We start from the raw sequence: 19541 nt of genomic DNA, 5'->3' as shown, positions 1-19541 counted from the left end.
CTGCCGGATTGGCCAAGTGCCAATCCGGCAGAATTGCCGCGGGCGACGGGAATGTGGCGGAGCGGTAGCGGAGCCGCAGTGAGGCGGACACGGGTCGGAGAACTGGGTCGTGCTTTTGGGCGTGCTGTTCTTCAAGCGGGAAAACCGTAGCCGGTTTTCCCGCCGCGCTGGGCCGAGCATGTGACTGTGGATTGGGCGGTGCTTTTTGTCGAGCTTTGGGCCGAGAGCGAGTAGCTAAGTCCTCGTGTTAACGGTCGGCCCGCAGCCCCCGGATGCGGAGGGCCGAAATACTCCGCTGTCGCTCCGTCTTCGCTCTCCGCTGGCTGCGGCCGAAAAAATGGCTGTGTTCTCGCGACCCTTTGGGTTGGGCGGGCCGAAGCCTCCCGCAGCGGAGGCCCGCAACTGACGTTGCTTTTGGGCCCCGCAGTCTTCGGCCCGCCCAAGAGGGTAAGATAGTCTCAGCCCCTTACCCACACCGCCCATGCCTTTCCCGTTTATTCCGAGAGGCAACGCAACTGAAAACCATAGCCGCGACCGTCCGAACCGCTGGTGTACTGGGACTGCGAATGAAAATTCAAGTCCTGTCCGTAGATGCCGCTCGTGACGGAAGACCAGCTGGAACCGTAGTTGCCGACAGTCACCGGCTCGCCGTTCGCCAGATTGCGATAGCCCGGGGCGGGGATTCACAAGAGGATTCACTTCAAAAATAAAAAAAGACGGTTCGCATCTTACGATGCAAACCGTCTGAGTAGCGGGGGGAGGACTCGAACCTCCGACCTTTGGGTTATGAGCCCAACGAGCTGCCAACTGCTCCACCCCGCGATCATAATTCGAGTACAAAGGTAAGACATTTTTCGGAAACTGCAAACCTGGGAAGAAAAAATATCCCATTTTCCGACCAAGACGACTTCCCTCGGTCGGAAAACAGGACAATTTTCGATACGCGCGACCCGGCGCACAAAACAACTATTTCCGTCCGCCCGCCATCCGATCCAGCGCATGCAGCGCAAAAGCATACGCCCCGATGCTGATCGCCTTGCTCGTTCCGATCCGCGAGAAACCGATCCCCACCCGCGGCATCGAATCGTACGTCACCCGCTCGTTGGTGTGCGGCACCTGAATCTGTTTCACCTCGCCCTGTAGGAAATCGGCCATCTGCGCCTCGTCCTCCAGATAGAACGCCTTCTGCGCCAACCGCGGGAACTGCACCCCCGTAGCCCCCACAAACTGCCCGTGCACCTCCTCCATCATCGCCGGCACGAACAGCGACTTCGCCCCCGCCACACCGCCGCCGATCACCGCAATCCCATCCACCACCGTCAGCACATTGCACAACGCATCCCCCAAAGCCTGCCCCATCCGCCGGAACGCCTCCAACGCCGCCGCCTGATCCCCCTCTTTCTCTCCGATCCCGATCTCGTAGATGTCCTTCGGATGCGGCAACTTGTCCGCCGGCGTCCCCGTGAGTTCGCCGTACACCCGGCGCACCGCCCGGATACTGATCGACTCCTCGATATTCCGCTCCTGGTGGTACCGCTGACTCAGCAGCCACACCTCCGCCGCCGCCGAGTTATCGCCCAGGAACAGTTCGCCGTTCCGGACGATCCCGCCGCCAAAGCCCGTCCCGAGCGTCAGCCCCACCAGATTGCGATACCGTTTCGGGCTGCCCGCCTTTTCGAGCTGGGCATTGACCCACGGCAGATACCCCTCGATCGCCTCGCCGTAGGCATACAGGTCGCCGTCGTTGTTGATGAAGACCGGAATGCCGAATTCCGCCTCCAGCATCGGCCCGACAGCCACCCCACCCTTATAGGCCGGCAGGTTGCCGATGTTCCAGATAATGCCGTTCGGATAGTCCGCCGGCCCGGGAAAGGCGAAGCTGATGGCCACCGGCGCCTCCTTGAGCCTCGACCGCACGGCATGGAAACCGTTGATCAGGTTGGCCAGGCTCAGCTCCAGGTTATGGGCCGCCGAGGGCAGGTGAATCGGTTCGACGATCTCTTCGCAGCCTCGGATCGCGCCGAATACGAAATTGGTTCCCCCCGCGTCCAGCGTCATCACGGTGCGGGAATCTTTGGTGAAGTTCATATAGCTCTCGTTTTGGTTCGGGTTATTTTTAGCAAATATAAGGAAAAAGGAAGATATAGCGGTCTGCGAACCGAGCGATTGCGAAAAACGCTATATTTGTCCATACGATGATACGATGCAGAGAGATACGAAAACGATTCGGCACGGTCGAAGTGCTTCGGGGGATCGACCTCGACATCGCCCGGGGCGAGGTGGTGACCGTCGTCGGGCCCAGCGGGGCGGGCAAGACCACCTTGTTGCAAATCATAGGCACCCTCGCGCAGCCCGATAGCGGAACGGTCGAGATTGCGGGACGCGACACGGGGAGTTTGCGGCCGGCCGAGCTGGTGCGGCTGCGGAACGAACAGATCGGCTTCGTTTTCCAGTTCCACCACCTTTTACCCGAGTTTACCGCCACCGAGAATGTGATGATTCCGGCCCTGATTCGGCGCACCTCGCGCGCTGCGGCGCAACGGCGGGCAGTCGAGCTGCTGGAGCTACTGGGGGTGGGACACCGCGCCGGGCATAAACCGGCCGAGCTTTCGGGGGGCGAGCAACAGCGGGTGGCGGTGGCGCGGGCCTTGATGAACGACCCGGCGGTGGTGTTGGCCGACGAACCCTCGGGAAACCTCGACAGCGTCAATCGCGAGAGCCTGCACCGCCTGTTTTTCGAGCTGCGGGAGCGGTTCGGCTACACTTTCGTCATCGTGACCCACGACAACGACCTCGCGGCCATGTCCGACCGGCGGATCGCCATGCGCGACGGGATGATCGCGGAACTTTAAACGGAATTTACGAACACTTTGAACCTTTCGAATATGAAACGACACCTGACCACCATCCGACTCTCGACCGCCGCTGCCGCAGGGGCTGTGGCGCTGTGCTGCGCCTGCGGGCCGCAACGGGCGGCCGAAGAGATCGCCGTGATTCCCCAACCCGCCCGGATCGTCGAGGGAGAGGGGATGATCCGATGGGTGGCGGACAGCGTGCGGACGGCGATCGACACCTCGCTGCGGAATCCCGAGGCCTACCGGCTGACGGTGGCCGACGGACGGATGGAGGTGGTCGGAGGGGGCGATGCGGGGATTTTCTACGGGTTGCAGACGTTGGAGCAGCTCAAGGACTCGGCGGGCTACGTGCCGGCGGTGACGATCGAGGACGCACCCCGGTTTCCGTGGCGGGGGGCGCATTTGGATGTGAGCCGACACTTCTTCCCGAAAGATTTCATCAAACGGTATATCGACATCCTCGCTTACCACAAACTCAATACTTTCCACTGGCACCTGACGGACGGTATCGGGTGGCGGCTGGCGATCGACCGCTATCCGCTGCTGGCCCGGACAGCGGCGTGGCGGAAGGTCAAGGATCCGCTGGCGCCGTGGATCGGGCTGGAGCTGAGCGACGAATCGCGGCGGGACAGTACGGATACGTATGGCGGATATTATACCGAGGCGGATATCCGCGAGATCGTGAATTATGCCCGAGCGCGGCACATTACGGTGATTCCGGAGATCGAGATGCCGGGACACTCCGAGGCGGCGACCTTCGCCTATCCGCAGTTCGCCTGTCCGACGGCGAAGCCGGGGAGCGGCATCTATTGTCCGGGCAACGACTCGACGTTCCTTTTCCTTCAGGAGATCATCGACCGGGTGGTGGAGCTTTTTCCCGACTCGCCGTACATCCACATCGGCGGCGACGAGGTGGGCAAGGAGCAGTGGAGCGGGTGTCCGTTGTGTCAGGCGCGCAAGCAGGCCGAGGGGCTCAAGGACGAACACGAATTGCAGAGCTATTTCGTCCATCGGATGGAGAAGTACATCAACGGCAAGGGCAAACGGATGATCGGTTATGACGAGATTCTGGAGGGAGGCCTCGCGCCGAATGCTACGGTGATGTCGTGGACGGGTTTCGAGGGGGGCGTTCGGGCGGCCAACGCGGGACACGATGCGGTGATGGTGCCGCTGGACTATGTCTATTTCGACCACTACCAGAGTCAGAATCCGTGCGAACCGCAGGGGTGGGGAGGGTATAACGGCGTGCCGCGCGTCTACGCGTTCGACCCGCTGCGGCCGGAGGTGGCGGCTGATAAACGGCACCATATTCTCGGCGGTCAGGCCAATATCTGGACGGAAAACATCCGCACGCCGGAACACGTGGAATATATGTTACTGCCGCGACTGGCAGCTCTTTCAGAAGCGTTGTGGTCGGATACGACGGCCAAGGATTGGCACCGGTTCGAACGGAAGCTCGACCGGCAGTACGACCGGTATGCGGCTCGGGGGTGGCATTATGCGGAGAGCGCGTTCACGCCGTACATCGCCGAACAGCATTTCAACGACGACGGCGCACTGGTGATCCGGCTGGCGACAGAGGTGGCGCTCCATCCGATCCGATACACGCTGGACGGGTCGATGCCGACGGCGGAGGCGCCGGTATATGCCGATTCGATCGTCATTACCGAGCCGTCGACCTTGACGGCAGTCACGTTTCGGCGGGGGAAACCTGCGGGATGCGTATTGTCGTCGCCCCGGCTGCTGAATCCTGCGACGGGGGCGAAAGTGACGTATGCCTATCCTTACCACTCGGCTTATACGGGGGGCGGGGATTCGGCACTGGTAGACAACCGGTATGCCTTCAAACGGGGGGACGATCCGGCCTGGCAGGGCTTCGAGGGGACGAATCTGGATGTGACCCTGGATTTAGGCAGCGTGTGGCGGCTGGAGGGGGTTTGGATGCGTTTTCTGCAACACGTCGGTTCGACGTCGGTGATGCTGCCGACACGGTTGAAAGTATGGACTTCGGCGGACGGGAAACGGTATACGGAGGCGGCGGACGTGGCTGTGGAACAAGATTCGACTTCAGAGGTGATTATCAGGCCGTTGGACATCCGGTTCGGACAGGCGGCCGAGGCTCGTTTCGTGCGGATCGAGGCGACGAATCGGGGAATTCTGCCGGAAGGTCATCCGCGCGCAGGGAGTCCGGCCTGGATCTTTGCAGACGAAATCGCAGTCTATTAAACCGGCAAGACTGCCAGTGGAAATGCGCCAGCATTTCCCGTGCCACACCCACAGAGTGTTTTGTCAGGATTCTCTCTCTTATAAGTAAGTGGGATCCGCCAGCCGGGCAGTTCCCTCCTTTAGACGAGGCGCGGACAAAGAATTGAGGGTAGAGGCGGCCGCAGCGAAACGTAGTTTCGCCCGTCCACGGGACGTGGGGCCCGCGCGGCCCGAGGGCAGTTTTAGGCGGGACAAAGCTCGCCCGCGCGCCCCGCCTAAAGGAGCGATTCAACTATTTCGGCGTGAGCCGAAATGATTGAATCGCGCAGGCGCGTGAATAAAGAATTGGGCTGAGCTGATTAAGCGATACGCAGTATCGCTCCGTCCCGCCGGGGTCACCCGGACGCCGCCCGCGCAGGGCAGTTTCATCCGGGTCAAAGCCCGACCGCGCGCGATTGCTGGAGAACGAAATCGTTAGAACAATGGTGAATTGTTCTAACAAGCTTTCCGCCAGCGCGCGGACAAAGAACGGGCATAAAAACGCGGCGGAGCGCAAGCGGAGCCGCAATGAGGCTGACACGGGACGGAGAACTGGGCTGTGCTTTGGGCCGCGACTATTCCTCGGGCGCGAAAACCGTAACTGGTTTTCGCGCCGCGCTGGGCTGAGCATGGGGCTGTGGATTGGGCGGTGAGTTGGGTCTTGCTTTTGGCCGAGCTTTTGCGACTCGCAGAGTCGCGCGGGCCGAAGCCTCCCGCCGCGGAGGCCCGCAACTGACGTTGCTGTGGGCCCCGTAGGCTTCGACCGCACAAATGGGCCATTGTAGAGATATCTAAGTTAGGATGGCTCCGGCCCGGGCGGTTCTACGAACCACAGGAGTCAGTTCAAAACGTAAACAGGAATAAACCCGCCCCGGGCGAACGCCACTACACTACGGGAGCATTATACGGTGTCGGCAGTTACGGCTACAGTTGCCTCGACAGCCGGTGGCACAAATGGAAGGCACTTGTTTTTCCACGTGACAGCACTCGATCCCCATCGTGCACATACCCGCGCCTACGGTTTTCAGTTGCGTTGCCTCTCGGAATAAACGGAGAAGAGAGGCACACGAAAACGGGCTGGAACTACCCAAACAACCGCCGGAACCGCAGAAATACCCCCAACGGCAACCGCTTGCCCGCCCCATCCGCCACATACAACTCCCCCTGTCCCACCTCTGCCCCTGCCGCCTGAGGAAATGCCGACTCCGCCAGCGTCCGCGCCAGCAGAGCCGAAAGACCCATCGAATAGAGATTCAGCACCACAAAACACCCCGTCTCCTCCAGCAACTCCGCACACAACGCCAACATCTCCCCGATCTGCTCCTCCAGCACCCATTTTTCGCCCTCCGGCCCCCGGCCATACGACGGCGGATCGAGCACAATGCCATGATAACGATGCCCCCGCCGCACCTCGCGACGGACGAACTTCATCGCATCCTCCACCACCCACCGGATCCCCTCCAGCCCCGACGCCTCCATATTCTCGCGCGACCATGTCACCGTCTGGCGCACCGAATCCACATGCGTCACCTCCGCCCCCGCCGCGCACGCAGCCAGCGAAGCCCCGCCCGTGTACGCAAACAGATTCAATACCGCCGGCCGCTCCACCCCCGCCCCGCGCAACCGCCTGACCGTCTCGTAGATATAGTCCCAATTGGCCGCCTGCTCCGGAAAGACCCCCACATGCTTGAACGACGTCAGCCCCAGCCGCAACCGAATACGCCAGCCCCCCTCGCCCGCATAATCGATCGACCACTGCTGCGGCGTCCCGCGTTTCAACACCCATTCGCCCCGCTCCTCACTCCCCTTATTTTTGCGGAACACCGCCCCCGCCCTCTCCTCCCACTCCTCCTCCGAAAGCGACGGCGCCCACAACGCCTGCGGCTCCGGCCGCGCCGTCACCACCCGGCCGAAACGCTCCAGTTTGCGACCGCCTCCGCAGTCGATCAATTCGTAATCCACCCATCGGGTCGGAGTCAGTAAATTCAATTCCATAGTAAAATCCCTTCGGACGATAAAAGTAGCATTAAAAATCAATATCTTTGTCGAAAACTGACCCGAAACAGATGAAAAAACTCCTCATCTTAGCCGCCGGCGTTCTGACACTCGCCTCCTGTGGCTCTCACGGCGATCCGGCCGACTACGTAGATCCCTTTATCGGCACCGACGCCCACGGACACACCTTCCCCGGAGCGACCACGCCGTTCGGCTTCGTACAACTCTCGCCCGACACCGACACCGAGGGATGGGACTGGTGTTCCGGCTATCACGCCAGCGATTCGAGCCTGCTCGGCTTCTCGCACACCCACCTGAGCGGGACGGGAGGTGCGGATTTGGGAGACATCCTCTTCATGCCGGCCATTGGTCCCGTCCGGTTCGAACCGGGAACCAAAGCCGAGCCGGACAGCGGCTATCGCTCGCGGTTCAACCACAAGAGCGAAAAGGCTTCGGCCGGATACTATAGCGTCTACCTGGACGATCCGCGCGTGAAAGTCGAACTGACCGCCACGCCGCATGCGGGGATTCACCGATACACCTACGAACACAGCGACAACCAACACCTGATGCTCGACCTGCGGCACGGGATACAGGACAACGTGCGCGAAGCGGCATTCCGTCAGGTCGACGACCGGACGATCGAAGGGTGGCGGCGGTCGAACGGCTGGGCGGCGGATCATACGGTCTTCTTCCGGGCCGAATTTTCGGCCCCCATCCGCGAGATTCGGGCACGGATCGACGGACGCGACACGACCGTCACCGAAGGGATGGGGAAAGAGATCGTACTCGCCCTTTTCCCGGAGGAGCACACCAAGAACTGGGAGGTGAAAGTCGGTTTGTCGGCTGTGGATATCGAAGGGGCCCGGCGCAATCTGGCGGCGGAAACCTCAGGCAAATCGTTCGACACACTGGCGGCAGAAGCGCGTGACCAGTGGAATCGCGAACTGGGACGGATCACCGTTTCGGGCGGGACGGATGAAGACCTGCGCATATTCTACACCGCTCTGTACCATTCCTTTATCGCACCGGTACTCTTTACGGACACCGACGGCCGGTATCGCGGAGCGGACGGCGAGATTCACCCGACCGATTCGACGGAAGGGGCGAATTACAGCATCTTCTCCACGTGGGACACCTTCCGCGCGCTGCACCCGCTGCTGACCTTGGTGCAGCCGGAAGTCAATGCGCAGATCGCCCGCTCCATGCTGCGCTACTACCGGCAGACCGGCAGACTGCCGGTGTGGGACCTGCACATGAACGAAAACAACTGCATGATCGGTTACCACTCGGTGCCGATCATCGCCGACGCTTTTTTCAAGGGCGAACTCTCGGCCGAGGAGGGAGACGAAGCGCTGAAGGCGATGGTACACAGCGCCATGCAACGCGAACACGGCGGAATCGGACACTACCGGCAGTTGGGTTACCTGCCGGCCGACAAGGAGAACAATTCGGTCTCCAAGGCGTTGGAATACGCCTACGACGACTGGTGCATCGCCCGGATGGCCCAAGCGCTGGGGAACGACAGCCTGTATCGGGTCTTCATCCGTCGGGCGCAATCGTATAAAAATCAATTCGATCCGGCAGACGGTTTCTTCAAGGGTAGGCTCTCGACGGGCGCATTCCGCACGCCGTTCGACCCGACCGAAATCTCGATCCTCGGACAGGGAGACTTCACCGAAGGGAATGCCTGGCACTATCGTTTCTTCGTGCCGCAGGACGTGACGACTCATATCGGCATGCTGGGCGGCGACAGCGCTTATATCGCTGCCATCGACGCGATGTTCGAGGCGCCGACTACGACGAACGACCATTCGCCGGACGTTTCGGGACTGATCGGCCAGTACGCGCACGGCAACGAGCCGTCGCATCAGGTAGCCTATCTCTACTCGTTCGCGGGGGCGCCGTGGCGGACGCAGGAGCGGGTGGATGAGATCAAACGGACGATGTACACCACGGCGCGGGACGGGTTGTGCGGTAATGAGGATTGCGGCCAGATGTCGGCTTGGTACGTTTTGAGCGCCATGGGCTTCTATCCCGTGACCCCGGGATCGGGGGTCTACGTTTTGGGGACGCCGACCTTCGAACGGGTCGAAATCGCACCGACGACGGCATCCGGCCGGCCGTTTATTATCGAAGCCGAAGGGCTCTCTTCGGACGGGAAAAACATCTACATCCGGTCGGCGGAGTGGAACGGAGAGCCGTATACGAAATCGTACATCACCCAATCGATGCTCGACGAGGGCGGCAAACTCGTGCTGCATATGGGGTCTGAACCGACGAAAGATTTCGGGACGGATCCGGCGGACCGACCGGTGGCTCAGATTCCGGCCGAAGATGCCCTGACCGCAGAGCAGATGCTCGCGGAGGTGGTATTCGAGCCGTACATCGAAGATACGCTGCGGGTATTCGGCCACTCGATGACCCTGTTCCCGAAATGTGCGGCACCGCAGCCGCGGAAGATCGTCTACACGTTGGACGGTTCGGAACCGACCTCCGCCTCTCCGATCGTACCGGTCGGCGGGATTACGCTCACAGGAGATGCGGAGTTGAAATTACGGGCCATCGCCATGGAGAGATCAGCGAACAGACGGTCGGACAGCCAGGTGAAGAGCTATCGGTTCTACAAGAGTGCACTGAAAGACGCGGCGGTGACGTTGGAACAGGCGCCGTCGGCACCGTACATGAACAGCGGGGCTGCGGCTTTGGTGGACAATGCGATGGGGGGCGACAGCTATGTGCGTCCGGAATGGATCGGCTTCAACGGCATCGATGCGGCGGGGGTGATCGATTTGGGAACGGTGCGGAGCTTGCAGCACGTGGGCTTCAATGCGGACAATGAACCGCGATCGTGGATCGTTTTACCGCGAGGGGCCGTATTCGAATTTTCGACCGACGGGACGCATTACGGCCATCCGGTGCGGATCGACGGGAGCGACAGCTTAACGGCAGGGAGCGGTGCGCATTACTTCGGCACATCGATTCCGGGCGGAGTACAGGCGCGCTACATCCGGTTCCGAATCGAAAACGGGCCGCTGCCGGAGGGGCATATCGGACAGGGCAATCCGGCTTGGATGTTCCTCGACGAGGTGATGGCGTACTGATGCCTCATTCGGCGCATTTTACAGAGGGAGCTTCCATTCCGGGAGCTCCTTTTCTTTTCTGGTTGCTCCCGCCCCGGGCTACCGCGATGCAGGTGATCACGGACAATTAGGTCTACCGGTAAGCTGCGGCGACGGAGGCTACAGCTGGTCGACTACGATCAGTGGTACTCGCGGCATATATTTGTGTTTCTATACGACAAGCCTCTATTCCAACTATGCTGGCTACCGTGCCTATGGTCTTCAGTTGCGTTGCCTCTCGGAATAAACGCGCCCACAGGGCGTTTTGCTGGCTGTGTCTACCCCAAATAGCGGGACTGCCTCTACCCTACTTTTGAGTTGAATCCTTGCGGTTCGAAGAACCGCGCGGGGCGGACGCCTCCCCTCGGGAGGCCCGCAAACTCACTGTGTTCGTTGCGTTCCGCCCGGGCGTCCGACCCACCAACGCGCTCCCTTGTCACTACCTGACTGCCGGATTCGCCCTCGGCGCGCCCCCACGCGCCGCTAAAGCGTCGCTCTCACCGAGGACGGCGATTCCTCTCGGAATCGCGCTACTCGCTCTCAGTTCAAGCGGTCGAAGCCTGCGGGGCCCACAGCAACGTCAGTTGCGGGCCTCCGCGGTCGGAGGCTTCGGCCCGCGCGACTCTGCGAGTCGCAGAAGCTCGGCCCAAAGCACAGCCAACAAGTTCAACCCAAAGCTTGCCCCAACACACTGCCCAGTTCTCCGCCCCGTGTCCGCATCACTGCGGCTCCGCTTTCGCTCCGCCACTTTTTCGCGCGCCTTTAACTACAGGAGGGTACTGCGCTCGGGCCGCGCGGGCCCCACGTCCCGTGGACGGGCAAAACTTCGTTTTGCTGCGGCAGCCTCTACCCTATTCTTGTCCGAGTGCCCGCAGTGGGCAAGGGGCAGCTTGGGCCCTATTCTCGACCGCCCCAGAAAAAAACGTCCTCACCTTCCTGTAGGAAGGTGAGGACAAGAGCTACTCGGTTGGATAGCCGAATGTTAGAACGCTTTCGCAATCGCGATAAAGTCGTCGGCAACCAACGAAGCGCCACCGATCAAACCGCCGTCTACGTCCGCCTTGCTGAAAATTTCGGCAGCGTTGCCCGGCTTGCAGCTCCCGCCATAAAGAATCGGCGTTTTGTCAGCTGCTGCCGCACCGAACTTTTCAGCCAGCACCTTGCGAATAAACGCATGAATCTCCTGCGCCTGCTCCGCCGTCGCCGTCTTGCCGGTGCCGATCGCCCAAACCGGTTCGTAAGCGATCACCAATTTGCCGAACTGTTCCGGAGTCAGGTTGAAAACGACCTCTTCGATCTGCGCCCGAACGACGTCGAAGTGTTTGCCAGCCTCCCGTTCGTCGAGTTTTTCGCCCACGCAGTAGATCGGTACCAACCCATGCGCATAAGCCAAAGCCATCTTTTTGTTGAGCGTTTCGCTGGTTTCGCCATAGTATTCGCGCCGTTCGGAGTGCCCCAGAATAACATACTTAGCCCCCAACGACGAAATCATCTTAGCCGACACCTCGCCGGTATAAGCCCCCGATTCGTGATCCGCACAGTCCTGAGACGAAACGGCAATCCCGGCCTTTTCCGCCGGCCCCTTGACGCTGCACAAGTGGGTGAACGGAACACCGACGATCAGTTCGACATCGGCCGGTGCGCCCCCTTTCAGAGCCGCTACGCCTTCGAGGAGGGCGACGCCTTCTGCCGGCGTGGTATTCATTTTCCAGTTCCCTGCGACGATTTTTCTTCTCATGATGGTATTGTTGTGTTTAATGGTTCTCGGTATTTGTCTGAATCAACGCGCCTTATATCATCCCCAGTTCGAGCAGTGCCTCCTGGGTCATCATCGATCGATCCCACGGCGGATCGAAGGTCAACGTCACATCCACCCGCTCGACGCCCTTCACTTTCAGCACGTCGTCGTGCACCTGCTGGACGAGCATATCGGCCATCGGACAGTTCGGCGCCGTGAGGGTCATCCGAATATTAGCCGTCCCCTCCGGGGTCATTTCGATCTCGTACACCAGGCCGAGGTCGTAGATATTGACCGGAATCTCCGGGTCATAAATATTTTTGAGCGTGTAGACAATATCGCGCTCGATGTCGAGTATCTCCTGCGGTGTCATAATCCGACCCAAAAGTAACGATTATTTTTGCATGGCGGCATACGCGGTCGCAAACAATTTCATCTGCCGGATCATAGCCAACAGTCCGTTGGCGCGCGTCGGCGAGAGGTTCTGCGAAAGACCGATCCGGTCGATAAAATAGAGATCGGCATCACGCACCTCTTCGGGTGTATGTCCGTCCAACACGCGAATCAACAGGGCGATAATCCCTTTGGTGATAATGGCGTCGCTGTCGGCCGTAAAGTGCATCCGTCCTTCGTCGTCGAGCCGGGCGTCGACCCAAACACGGGACTGACATCCTTTTATCAGAAATTGTTCGGTCTTATGCTCCGGAGCGATCGCGGTCAACCCGTTCCCGAGCTCGATCAGGTAGCTGTATCGGTCGAGCCACTCGTCGAATACGCTGAATTCGTTGATAATCCGGTCTTGTTCCTCGTTGATACTCATCTGTATTTTATTCATCTTTCGTTTTCCGTATCTACCCGCATGGAACCGTACCTTTCTTGAAAGAAAGGTACCCAAAGAACTTTCATGATAGCTACGCTATGCCTTACGCTCCGCAGTCCTCAATTTTCGAGATTGCTTTTGGGTCGGGGTTGTAGCGCGCTTCATGCGAGCTAAACCTATGGCGCGCTACAACTCCCGGCCCAAAGAATAGACCGAGGGTTGGGCCGCCGGCAGCCCATGGAAAACGTAGTTTTCCCGAAAGTCTTTTTGGTTCTTTTTCTTCAGAAAAAGAACAGTTCGAGGCGGCACAAAAACCGATAAACGAACGGTGGTTAAAAATTACGGACACCCGCGTTCCACAGGAAGAACGACCAGATATCGGCCTGTTCCTGAATAGACTTCGAGATCGGTTTGCCCGCCCCGTGGCCCGCATCCGACTCGACACGCAGCAGGATCGGATTTTCGCACCCCTGCGCCGCCTGGAGCGTCGCCCCGAACTTGAACGAATGCGCCGGCACCACCCGGTCGTCGTGATCCGCCGTCATGATCATTGTCGGCGGATAGCAAGTCCCCCGTTTGATATTGTGCAGCGGCGAATACTTATAGAGGTACGGGAAATCTGCCGCATTGTCCGCCGAACCGTACTCCACGACCCAGCCCCAACCGATCGTAAAACGGTGGTAACGCAACATATCCAACACCCCCACCATCGGGAAAGTCGCACAGTAGAGATCCGGCCGCTGCGTCAGACACGCCCCGATCAGCAGCCCCCCGTTCGAACCGCCCGCGATGGCCAGTTTTTGCGGCGAAGTGTATTTTTCGGCAATCAGATATTCGGCCGCCGCGATAAAGTCGTTGAAGACATTCTGTTTTTTCTCCAGCATCCCCGCCCGGTGCCAAGCCTCGCCATACTCGCCCCCGCCGCGGATATTGGCCAGTGCGTAAATCCCTCCCTGCTCCAGCAACAGGATGTTCGACGCCGAGAAACCCGGCGTGCGGCTGATGTTGAACCCGCCGTAGGCATAGAGATAGACCGGATTCGAGCCATCCCGTTTCAGCCCCTTCTTATAGACCAAGAACATCGGCACGCGGGTACCGTCTTTCGACGGATAGAAGACCTGTTCGACCGTAAAGGCCGAGACATCGAAATTCACCTTCGTTTCGTGATACAACGTCGAAGTGCCGTCCGCGATCGTGTAGCGATACGAAGTCGGCGGCACATTGAAACTGCTGAAGCCGTAGAACACCTCGGTGTCCTCCGCCTCGCCGCTGAAACCGCCCGCCGTACCGATCCCCGGCAGCGCGATCTCGCGCACCAGAGCGCCGTCGAAACCGTACTGATAAACGCGGCTCGACGCATCTTTGAGATATCCGGCGAAGATCGCCCCGCCGGCCGTCGTCGCCCACTCCAGCAGGTTTTCAGACTCAGGAATCACATCCGTGGCCACCGGCACAGCGGCATTCAAATCGACCGACACCAGCCGGAAGTTCGGCGCCTCCGCGTTGGTCAGCACATAGGCCGTGTTCCCGATGCAGTCCACGATGGAATAGTCGTTGGCAAACCCCTTGAAGAGCGTTTTGAACGACGCGTTCGGCACGGTCAAATTCTTATAAAGTATCTCGTTTCCGCTCGTCCCCTCGGAACCGACGATAAAGAGCCACCGGAAGTCGTCGCTCACGAAGCCCGAGAAGTAACGCAACGGGTGCGTCTTATCTTCGTAGATCAGCCGGTCTTCCGCCTGCGGAGTCCCCAGCTTATGAAAATAGACTTTCTGAAATTCGTTTTTCGCGGAGTATGCGCTCGCCCCCTCGGCCGGTGCGTCGTAGCGGCTGTAGTAGAAGCCGCCGTCTCCCCAGCTGGCGCCGCTGAACTTCACCCATTCGATCTTGTCCGCCAATTGCTTGCGCGTAGCGACCTCCATCACATAGATATCGACCCAGTCCGACCCCGATCGGGAAACGGAATAAGCCGCATAGCGGTCGTCTTTCGAGAAGGTGACGGTATTCAGAGCCACGGTTCCGTCCTTCGACAAGGTGTTGGGGTCGAGGAAGACCTCCGGCGTGCCGTCGAGTCCTTTCTGGTAGTAGAGCACGCTCTGGTTCTGCAACCCGTCGTTCTTATAGAAGAAGTAGTATTCGCCGACGCGGAACGGCGTCCCCTCTTTCGGATAGTCGTAGAGTTCGGTGAGCCGCTGTTTGATCTGTTCGCGATAAGGAATCTGCGCCAGATAGTCCTGTGTCACGGCATTCTGAGCGGCCACCCAGGCTGCGGTTTCGGTCGACCGGTCGTCTTCGAGCCAACGGTACGGGTCGGCCACCCGCGTGCCGTGATAATCGTCCACCACGGTGGTGTCTTTACGGGTTTCGGGGTAAGGTTTCGTTTTGATAGCCATCGTGCTTTGACAGCCGGCTGTGAGTGCGGCAACGAGAAGTGCCGCTCCGGCAAGGTAATAACGGTTCATCGGGGTTGTAATGTTTTCGATTTTGCGATTGCGGAGGTAAAATTAATCGTTTTTTTGCGTATTTCGATTTTGTTCGTATCTTTGTCTTCGAATTTCATGGTGGCCGTGCGACGGCTCTTCGCTTCACAGAAGGTGAAGACGTGAAATGAAAGGTTAATAGCAGCTTTGCATGAGGCTTGTGTTTTTCGGGTAGACACCCCCGCCAACGTCTACCGCTACGGAAAATATGGGTCTCATGCTTTTTTGTATGCTGAATTATTAAGCGGGGCAGGCCTTTCTGAGGCCGGAATGCCCGCCCCGGGCTACCTCCCTCGGGATACAGGTGCTGCGAGCTACCTCGGCCACGGCGGGTACAGCTGGTCTTCCTCTGTCAACGGTGCCAACAGCATGCACTTGAACTTTTACACGCAGTCCCTCCTCTCCAACCACGCGAGCCATCGTGCCTACGGTTTTCAGTTGCGTTGCCTCTCGGAATAAACGTCCCGGGCCCGCGGTAGGCAATGGGCTGGGTCTACCCTAAAAATAAGGGCAGCCTCTACCCCAATATTAGACAGCCTCTACCCTGTTTGCGTTTACTGCGGTTCGCAGAACCGCGCGGGCCGGAGCCACCCCAGGCGTAGGCCTGCAACGTCGCGGAGCTCGTTTCCGGCCACGCTGGCTCCGACCCGAATTACAAGAGCACATTCCTATCGGTTGAATGAAAGCGCGCCACATGGCAGGCCGGACGCCCGAGAGGAACAGCAACTCTCGACGCGCAAGCGGCGTGTTGCGGGCCTCCCGAGGGGGAGGCGTCCGGCCCGCGCGACCCGTTGGGTCGCAGAAGCACAGCCTTTTTCTGTCGGGTTCGGCCTGTCGCCCATCCCCCCCGAGCGGCTTCGCCGCTGGGCGACAAGGCCGGCGGTTCGGAGAACCGCACTACTCGCTCTCGGCCCAAAGCTCGGCAAAAAAGCACAGCCCAATTCTCCGCCCCGTGTCCGCCTCACTGCGGCTCCGCTTTCGCTCCGCCACGTTTTCCGTCGCCCGCGGCAATTCTTGCCGGATTGGCCGAGTGCCAACCGGCAGAATATGCCCTCTCTGGCGGGCGGGCGACGGGTTTTTCGTGGGTGAGCAAGTTTTTTCGCGCGCCTGCGGTGGGCAAATGGCCGCCTCTACCCCCATTCTTTGTTCGCGCGCCTTGGGAAATCTTGTCAAAACGCGCAAGCGCATTTTGACGATTTCCCTCTTAAGGCGTCGGCGCGCGATCTAAACACTGCCCCGGCTGGAACTGTTCTCTTTGTGAACAAAGAGAACCAGAAAAACTTTAGACGGATGCTCACGCATCCTCAAGCTACCGGGAGCCCAACTCGTTACCCCGTTCTTTGTCCCGCGCGCTAGCGCGGGCAAAAAGCCCCCCTACGCCGTGGCCGGAGTCTCGGACGGAGAGGTCGGATAAGAGATCCGACCGTGATAAATATTGTTCAGCCGAGTCTTGAAAAGCTCTTTGATACGCGTCACCTCGGCGAACGAAAGATCGGCCTGACTCAGCTGGTGCTCGGCGATCTGACGGTCGATGATGCGATCCACCAACTCGTCGATCGTCTCCCGGTCGTAGTTCGCCAGCGAGCGAGACGCCGCCTCGACCGAGTCCGCCATCATACAGATCGCCACCTCTCGCCTCACCGGCTTCGGCCCCGGATAGACGAACTCCTCCGGATGCTCCACCTTGCCGTGCAACCGCTCCTCCTCGACATAGAAATAATACATCTTCGACGTCCCGTGGTGCCGCGAGATAAACTCCTGAATCACCGCCGGCAGACGATGCTTCCTCGCCAGCGTAATCCCCTCGGTCACATGCGACCGCACGATCGCCGCGCTCTGAGACGGGCTCAGCATCGAATGCGGGTTGAAATTGCCCGTCTGATTCTCAACGAAGTAGAACGAATTCTCCATCTTCCCCACATCGTGATACAGCGCCCCCGCCCGCGCCAGCAACGGATTGGCCCCGATCTCCTTCGCCGCGCTCTCGGCCAGCGACGCCACCTGCACCGAATGCTGGAACGTCCCCGGCGCCTTCTCCGCCAGCTGCAACAACAACGGCTGGTTCGTATCCGACAGCTCCAGCAGCGTGATGTCCGACACGAAGCCGAAAACCCGTTCGAAGATGTAGATCAACTGGTAGAAAGCCAGCATAAGGAAAGCGCTCGCCACGAACCACAGCATGCCCGAGTAATCGACGAAAACCGTCCCCCGTTTCATCCACAACAGAGCGACATAGATCAACTCCTGCACCAGCAGCACCGCCCCCACCGCACGAAAGACCCGGTGACGCTGGTAGGCGTGTCGGATCACGAAAATCGCCGTAATCCCCGCCAAAAACTCCACCGTAAAGAATTCGAAACTGAATCGCACGAAGAGCGACGCAATCAGCACCACCGAGATATTGCCGAAAATCGCCACCCGCGTATCGAAAAAGGCCAGCAACAGAATCGCTACCACCGGCAACGGCACCGCATACGGACTCAGGAACTGCGTCCGCACCACCAGCGCCATCAGCCCCGCCATCACCACATAGAGCGTGAAGACGAACAACATCGGTCGCCAGGCCGTAAAATGGTGCTGCGAGAAGTAGGTAAAGAAGACGTAACTCAAGGTCAGCAGCGCCGCCATCACCAGAAAACGGCTCAGAAACAGCACCGTCCCGCTAATCCCCCTCCCCAGTCGGTTTTCGTACTCGCGCCGATAAGAGGTCAGCACCGTCGCCGTGTGACGGTCGATCAGCTGCCCCTTCGAAACAATCACCTCGCCCGTCCGCACGATCCCCTCCGTGAGCGACAGCCTCGAAAGAAGCTCCTCCCGCAGCCGGGCGTTGAGCGACCGGTCGTAGACGAGCGACGGCGTCAGGTAGCGCGTCGCCTGCTGCGGATCGATCCCCTCGGTCTTTTGCAGGTAATCCATCGCCGTATTGGGCGTGAAAATATCGGTCGCAAACCGCCCCGAAAGGACATGGGCACTATCGATCCGCACCATCCGGTCGGTATGGGCCGCCCGGTCGGCCTCGCTCACCACCCCGCGGCCATAGACCCGCCGAAAAGCGCGCCAAATCCGCTCGCGCCGTTCGTCCGACAAAGAGGAATTGGCCGCCAGATCGGCCCGCAGCGTGCGCAGCTGAGCCTCGCCCACCGCCGGATCGAGCCGGAAAACCGGCTGGAACTCCTCCATCAAAGCCTTTCGTTCGGCATTCAGCTGTTCGGCCTCCTTATAGACCGGCACATCGAACGGCGCGACGAGCGTCTCCTCCTCCCACGTCTCGCCGGGTGCGAAATTGAAATTCATGGCTGCCCGCTGCGGCATCATCACCGTGATGAGCAGCGAAAACCCCAACAGCAGACCGATTTTACGTAATATCATGGTTTTTCGAACGTTTTAAATCCCTCGCCGAGCGTCTCGTGCGCATCGACCACAATCATGAAAGCCTCCGGATCGACCTGCCGGATGCGGTCGCGAATGAGCGACACCTCGCGCCGCGACACCACGACGAAGATCATCTCCTTATCCGCCCCGGTGTACATGCCGCTGGCCTTGATATAAGTCCCGCCCCGTTCCAAGCCGTCGAGGATGAAGTCGCGAATCTCGGCATGCCGTTCCGAAAGGATGAAGAGCAGCTTGTCTCCCGATCCGCCGTCCACGATGTAGTCGATCACACGCGACGAGACAAAGATCGTAACCAACGAGTAGAGCGGCAACCGCCAATCCCCCAACACGGCCAAACCGAAGAGCACGACCAGCGAATCAACGTAGAGCACCGCCCGGCTGATCGGCATGTGGAGGTAGCGGGAAGCGATCATCGCGATGATGTCCGTTCCGCCCGACGTGGCATGGGTCTTGAGGATCAGCCCCACGCCGGCCCCCAGCAGCGTCCCGCCGAAAAGGCAGCTGAGCAGCACATCGCCCGCCAGATCGATCTTGCCGCCGAGCATCGTGGCCGGATCGGAACCGATCATCCAGGTCATCCCGTCCATAATCACCGGCGTGAGCAGCGCCGCCACGACGGTCTTCGCCCCGAACCGCGCCCCGAACAGCCGAAACCCGATCAACAGGAGCGGAATATCCATCGACAGCCCGTAGGTACCGACCTGAATCTTCGGAAAAAGATAGTTAAGGACGACCCCCATCCCGTAGACGCCGCCCGGCACGATCCGATAAGGGGTGATAAAGAGGACGTAGGCCGTGGCGATCAGGATCGACCCGACCACGACATAGGCCCATTGACGTATCTGTTGCTGTGTATTCATGCTCGAAACCTCCGAACAGGATGCTGTGTATGAT

At 59.8% G+C, this 19541-nt stretch carries 12 protein-coding genes and 1 tRNA gene; 3 read left to right on the top strand and 10 right to left on the bottom strand.

The window, feature by feature from the left end; translation table 11 throughout:
- Positions 1-494: 494 nt before the first annotated feature.
- The 3 genes from ACTO3O_RS07540 to ACTO3O_RS07530 form a co-directional block, all read right to left on the bottom strand.
- Positions 495-641, bottom strand: coding sequence for a hypothetical protein (locus tag ACTO3O_RS07540; RefSeq protein ID WP_297832479.1), 147 nt, complete (start codon positions 639-641; stop codon positions 495-497).
- A 108-nt stretch (positions 642-749) separates the two neighbouring features.
- A tRNA-Met gene (locus tag ACTO3O_RS07535) sits at positions 750-822 on the bottom strand.
- Between the two features lie 144 nt (positions 823-966).
- Positions 967-2088: an ROK family protein gene (locus ACTO3O_RS07530; RefSeq protein ID WP_297626719.1), complete on the bottom strand. Its 1122-nt coding sequence runs from the start codon at positions 2086-2088 to the stop codon at positions 967-969.
- 107 nt (positions 2089-2195) lie between these two features.
- Here ACTO3O_RS07530 and ACTO3O_RS07525 point away from each other — a divergent pair, with 107 nt between their 5' ends.
- Positions 2196-2852 carry an ABC transporter ATP-binding protein gene (locus tag ACTO3O_RS07525; RefSeq protein WP_297832476.1) on the top strand — a complete coding sequence of 219 codons (657 nt, stop codon included), beginning with the start codon at positions 2196-2198 and terminating at the stop codon, positions 2850-2852.
- Positions 2853-2885: 33 nt separating this feature from the next.
- Positions 2886-5081, top strand: a complete 2196-nt coding sequence (locus tag ACTO3O_RS07520) for a glycoside hydrolase family 20 protein (RefSeq protein ID WP_297832473.1) — start codon at positions 2886-2888, stop codon at positions 5079-5081.
- A gap of 1101 nt (positions 5082-6182) precedes the next feature.
- On the opposite strand, the gene ACTO3O_RS07515 is transcribed toward ACTO3O_RS07520, so the two are convergent.
- Positions 6183-7094 (bottom strand): class I SAM-dependent methyltransferase, encoded by a 912-nt coding sequence (locus ACTO3O_RS07515; protein ID WP_297830368.1) that lies wholly within the window; start codon positions 7092-7094, stop codon positions 6183-6185.
- Positions 7095-7165: 71 nt separating this feature from the next.
- On the opposite strand from ACTO3O_RS07515, the gene ACTO3O_RS07510 reads away from it, so the two are divergent.
- On the top strand, positions 7166-10198 hold the full coding sequence (locus ACTO3O_RS07510; RefSeq protein ID WP_297830370.1) for a GH92 family glycosyl hydrolase: 3033 nt from the start codon (positions 7166-7168) through the stop codon (positions 10196-10198).
- A 1000-nt stretch (positions 10199-11198) separates the two neighbouring features.
- Here the strand turns inward: ACTO3O_RS07510 and tpiA are convergent.
- From tpiA to ACTO3O_RS07480, 6 genes are all read right to left on the bottom strand, one after another.
- Entirely contained in the window at positions 11199-11954 is a 756-nt protein-coding gene (tpiA, locus tag ACTO3O_RS07505; RefSeq protein WP_297830372.1) for a triose-phosphate isomerase, read from the bottom strand.
- A gap of 52 nt (positions 11955-12006) precedes the next feature.
- On the bottom strand, positions 12007-12327 hold the full coding sequence (locus ACTO3O_RS07500) for an iron-sulfur cluster assembly protein (protein ID WP_294594482.1): 321 nt from the start codon (positions 12325-12327) through the stop codon (positions 12007-12009).
- 21 nt (positions 12328-12348) lie between these two features.
- Positions 12349-12789, bottom strand: coding sequence for a SufE family protein (locus ACTO3O_RS07495; protein ID WP_482596646.1), 441 nt, complete (start codon positions 12787-12789; stop codon positions 12349-12351).
- A gap of 317 nt (positions 12790-13106) precedes the next feature.
- Complete coding sequence (locus ACTO3O_RS07490; RefSeq protein ID WP_482596644.1) at positions 13107-15236, bottom strand: prolyl oligopeptidase family serine peptidase; 2130 nt, start codon at positions 15234-15236, stop codon at positions 13107-13109.
- 1392 nt (positions 15237-16628) lie between these two features.
- Positions 16629-18623: an HD family phosphohydrolase gene (locus tag ACTO3O_RS07485; protein ID WP_297830948.1), complete on the bottom strand. Its 1995-nt coding sequence runs from the start codon at positions 18621-18623 to the stop codon at positions 16629-16631.
- Positions 18620-19507: a YitT family protein gene (locus tag ACTO3O_RS07480; protein ID WP_294593144.1), complete on the bottom strand. Its 888-nt coding sequence runs from the start codon at positions 19505-19507 to the stop codon at positions 18620-18622. The genes ACTO3O_RS07485 and ACTO3O_RS07480 overlap by 4 nt, the downstream gene beginning before the upstream one ends.
- Positions 19508-19541: the final 34 nt, after the last annotated feature.

It is taken from the genome of Rikenella sp. (genome assembly GCF_056799795.1).
Note: the sequence above shows the minus strand (reverse complement) of the source record. Positions and strands in the feature narration are given on the sequence as shown.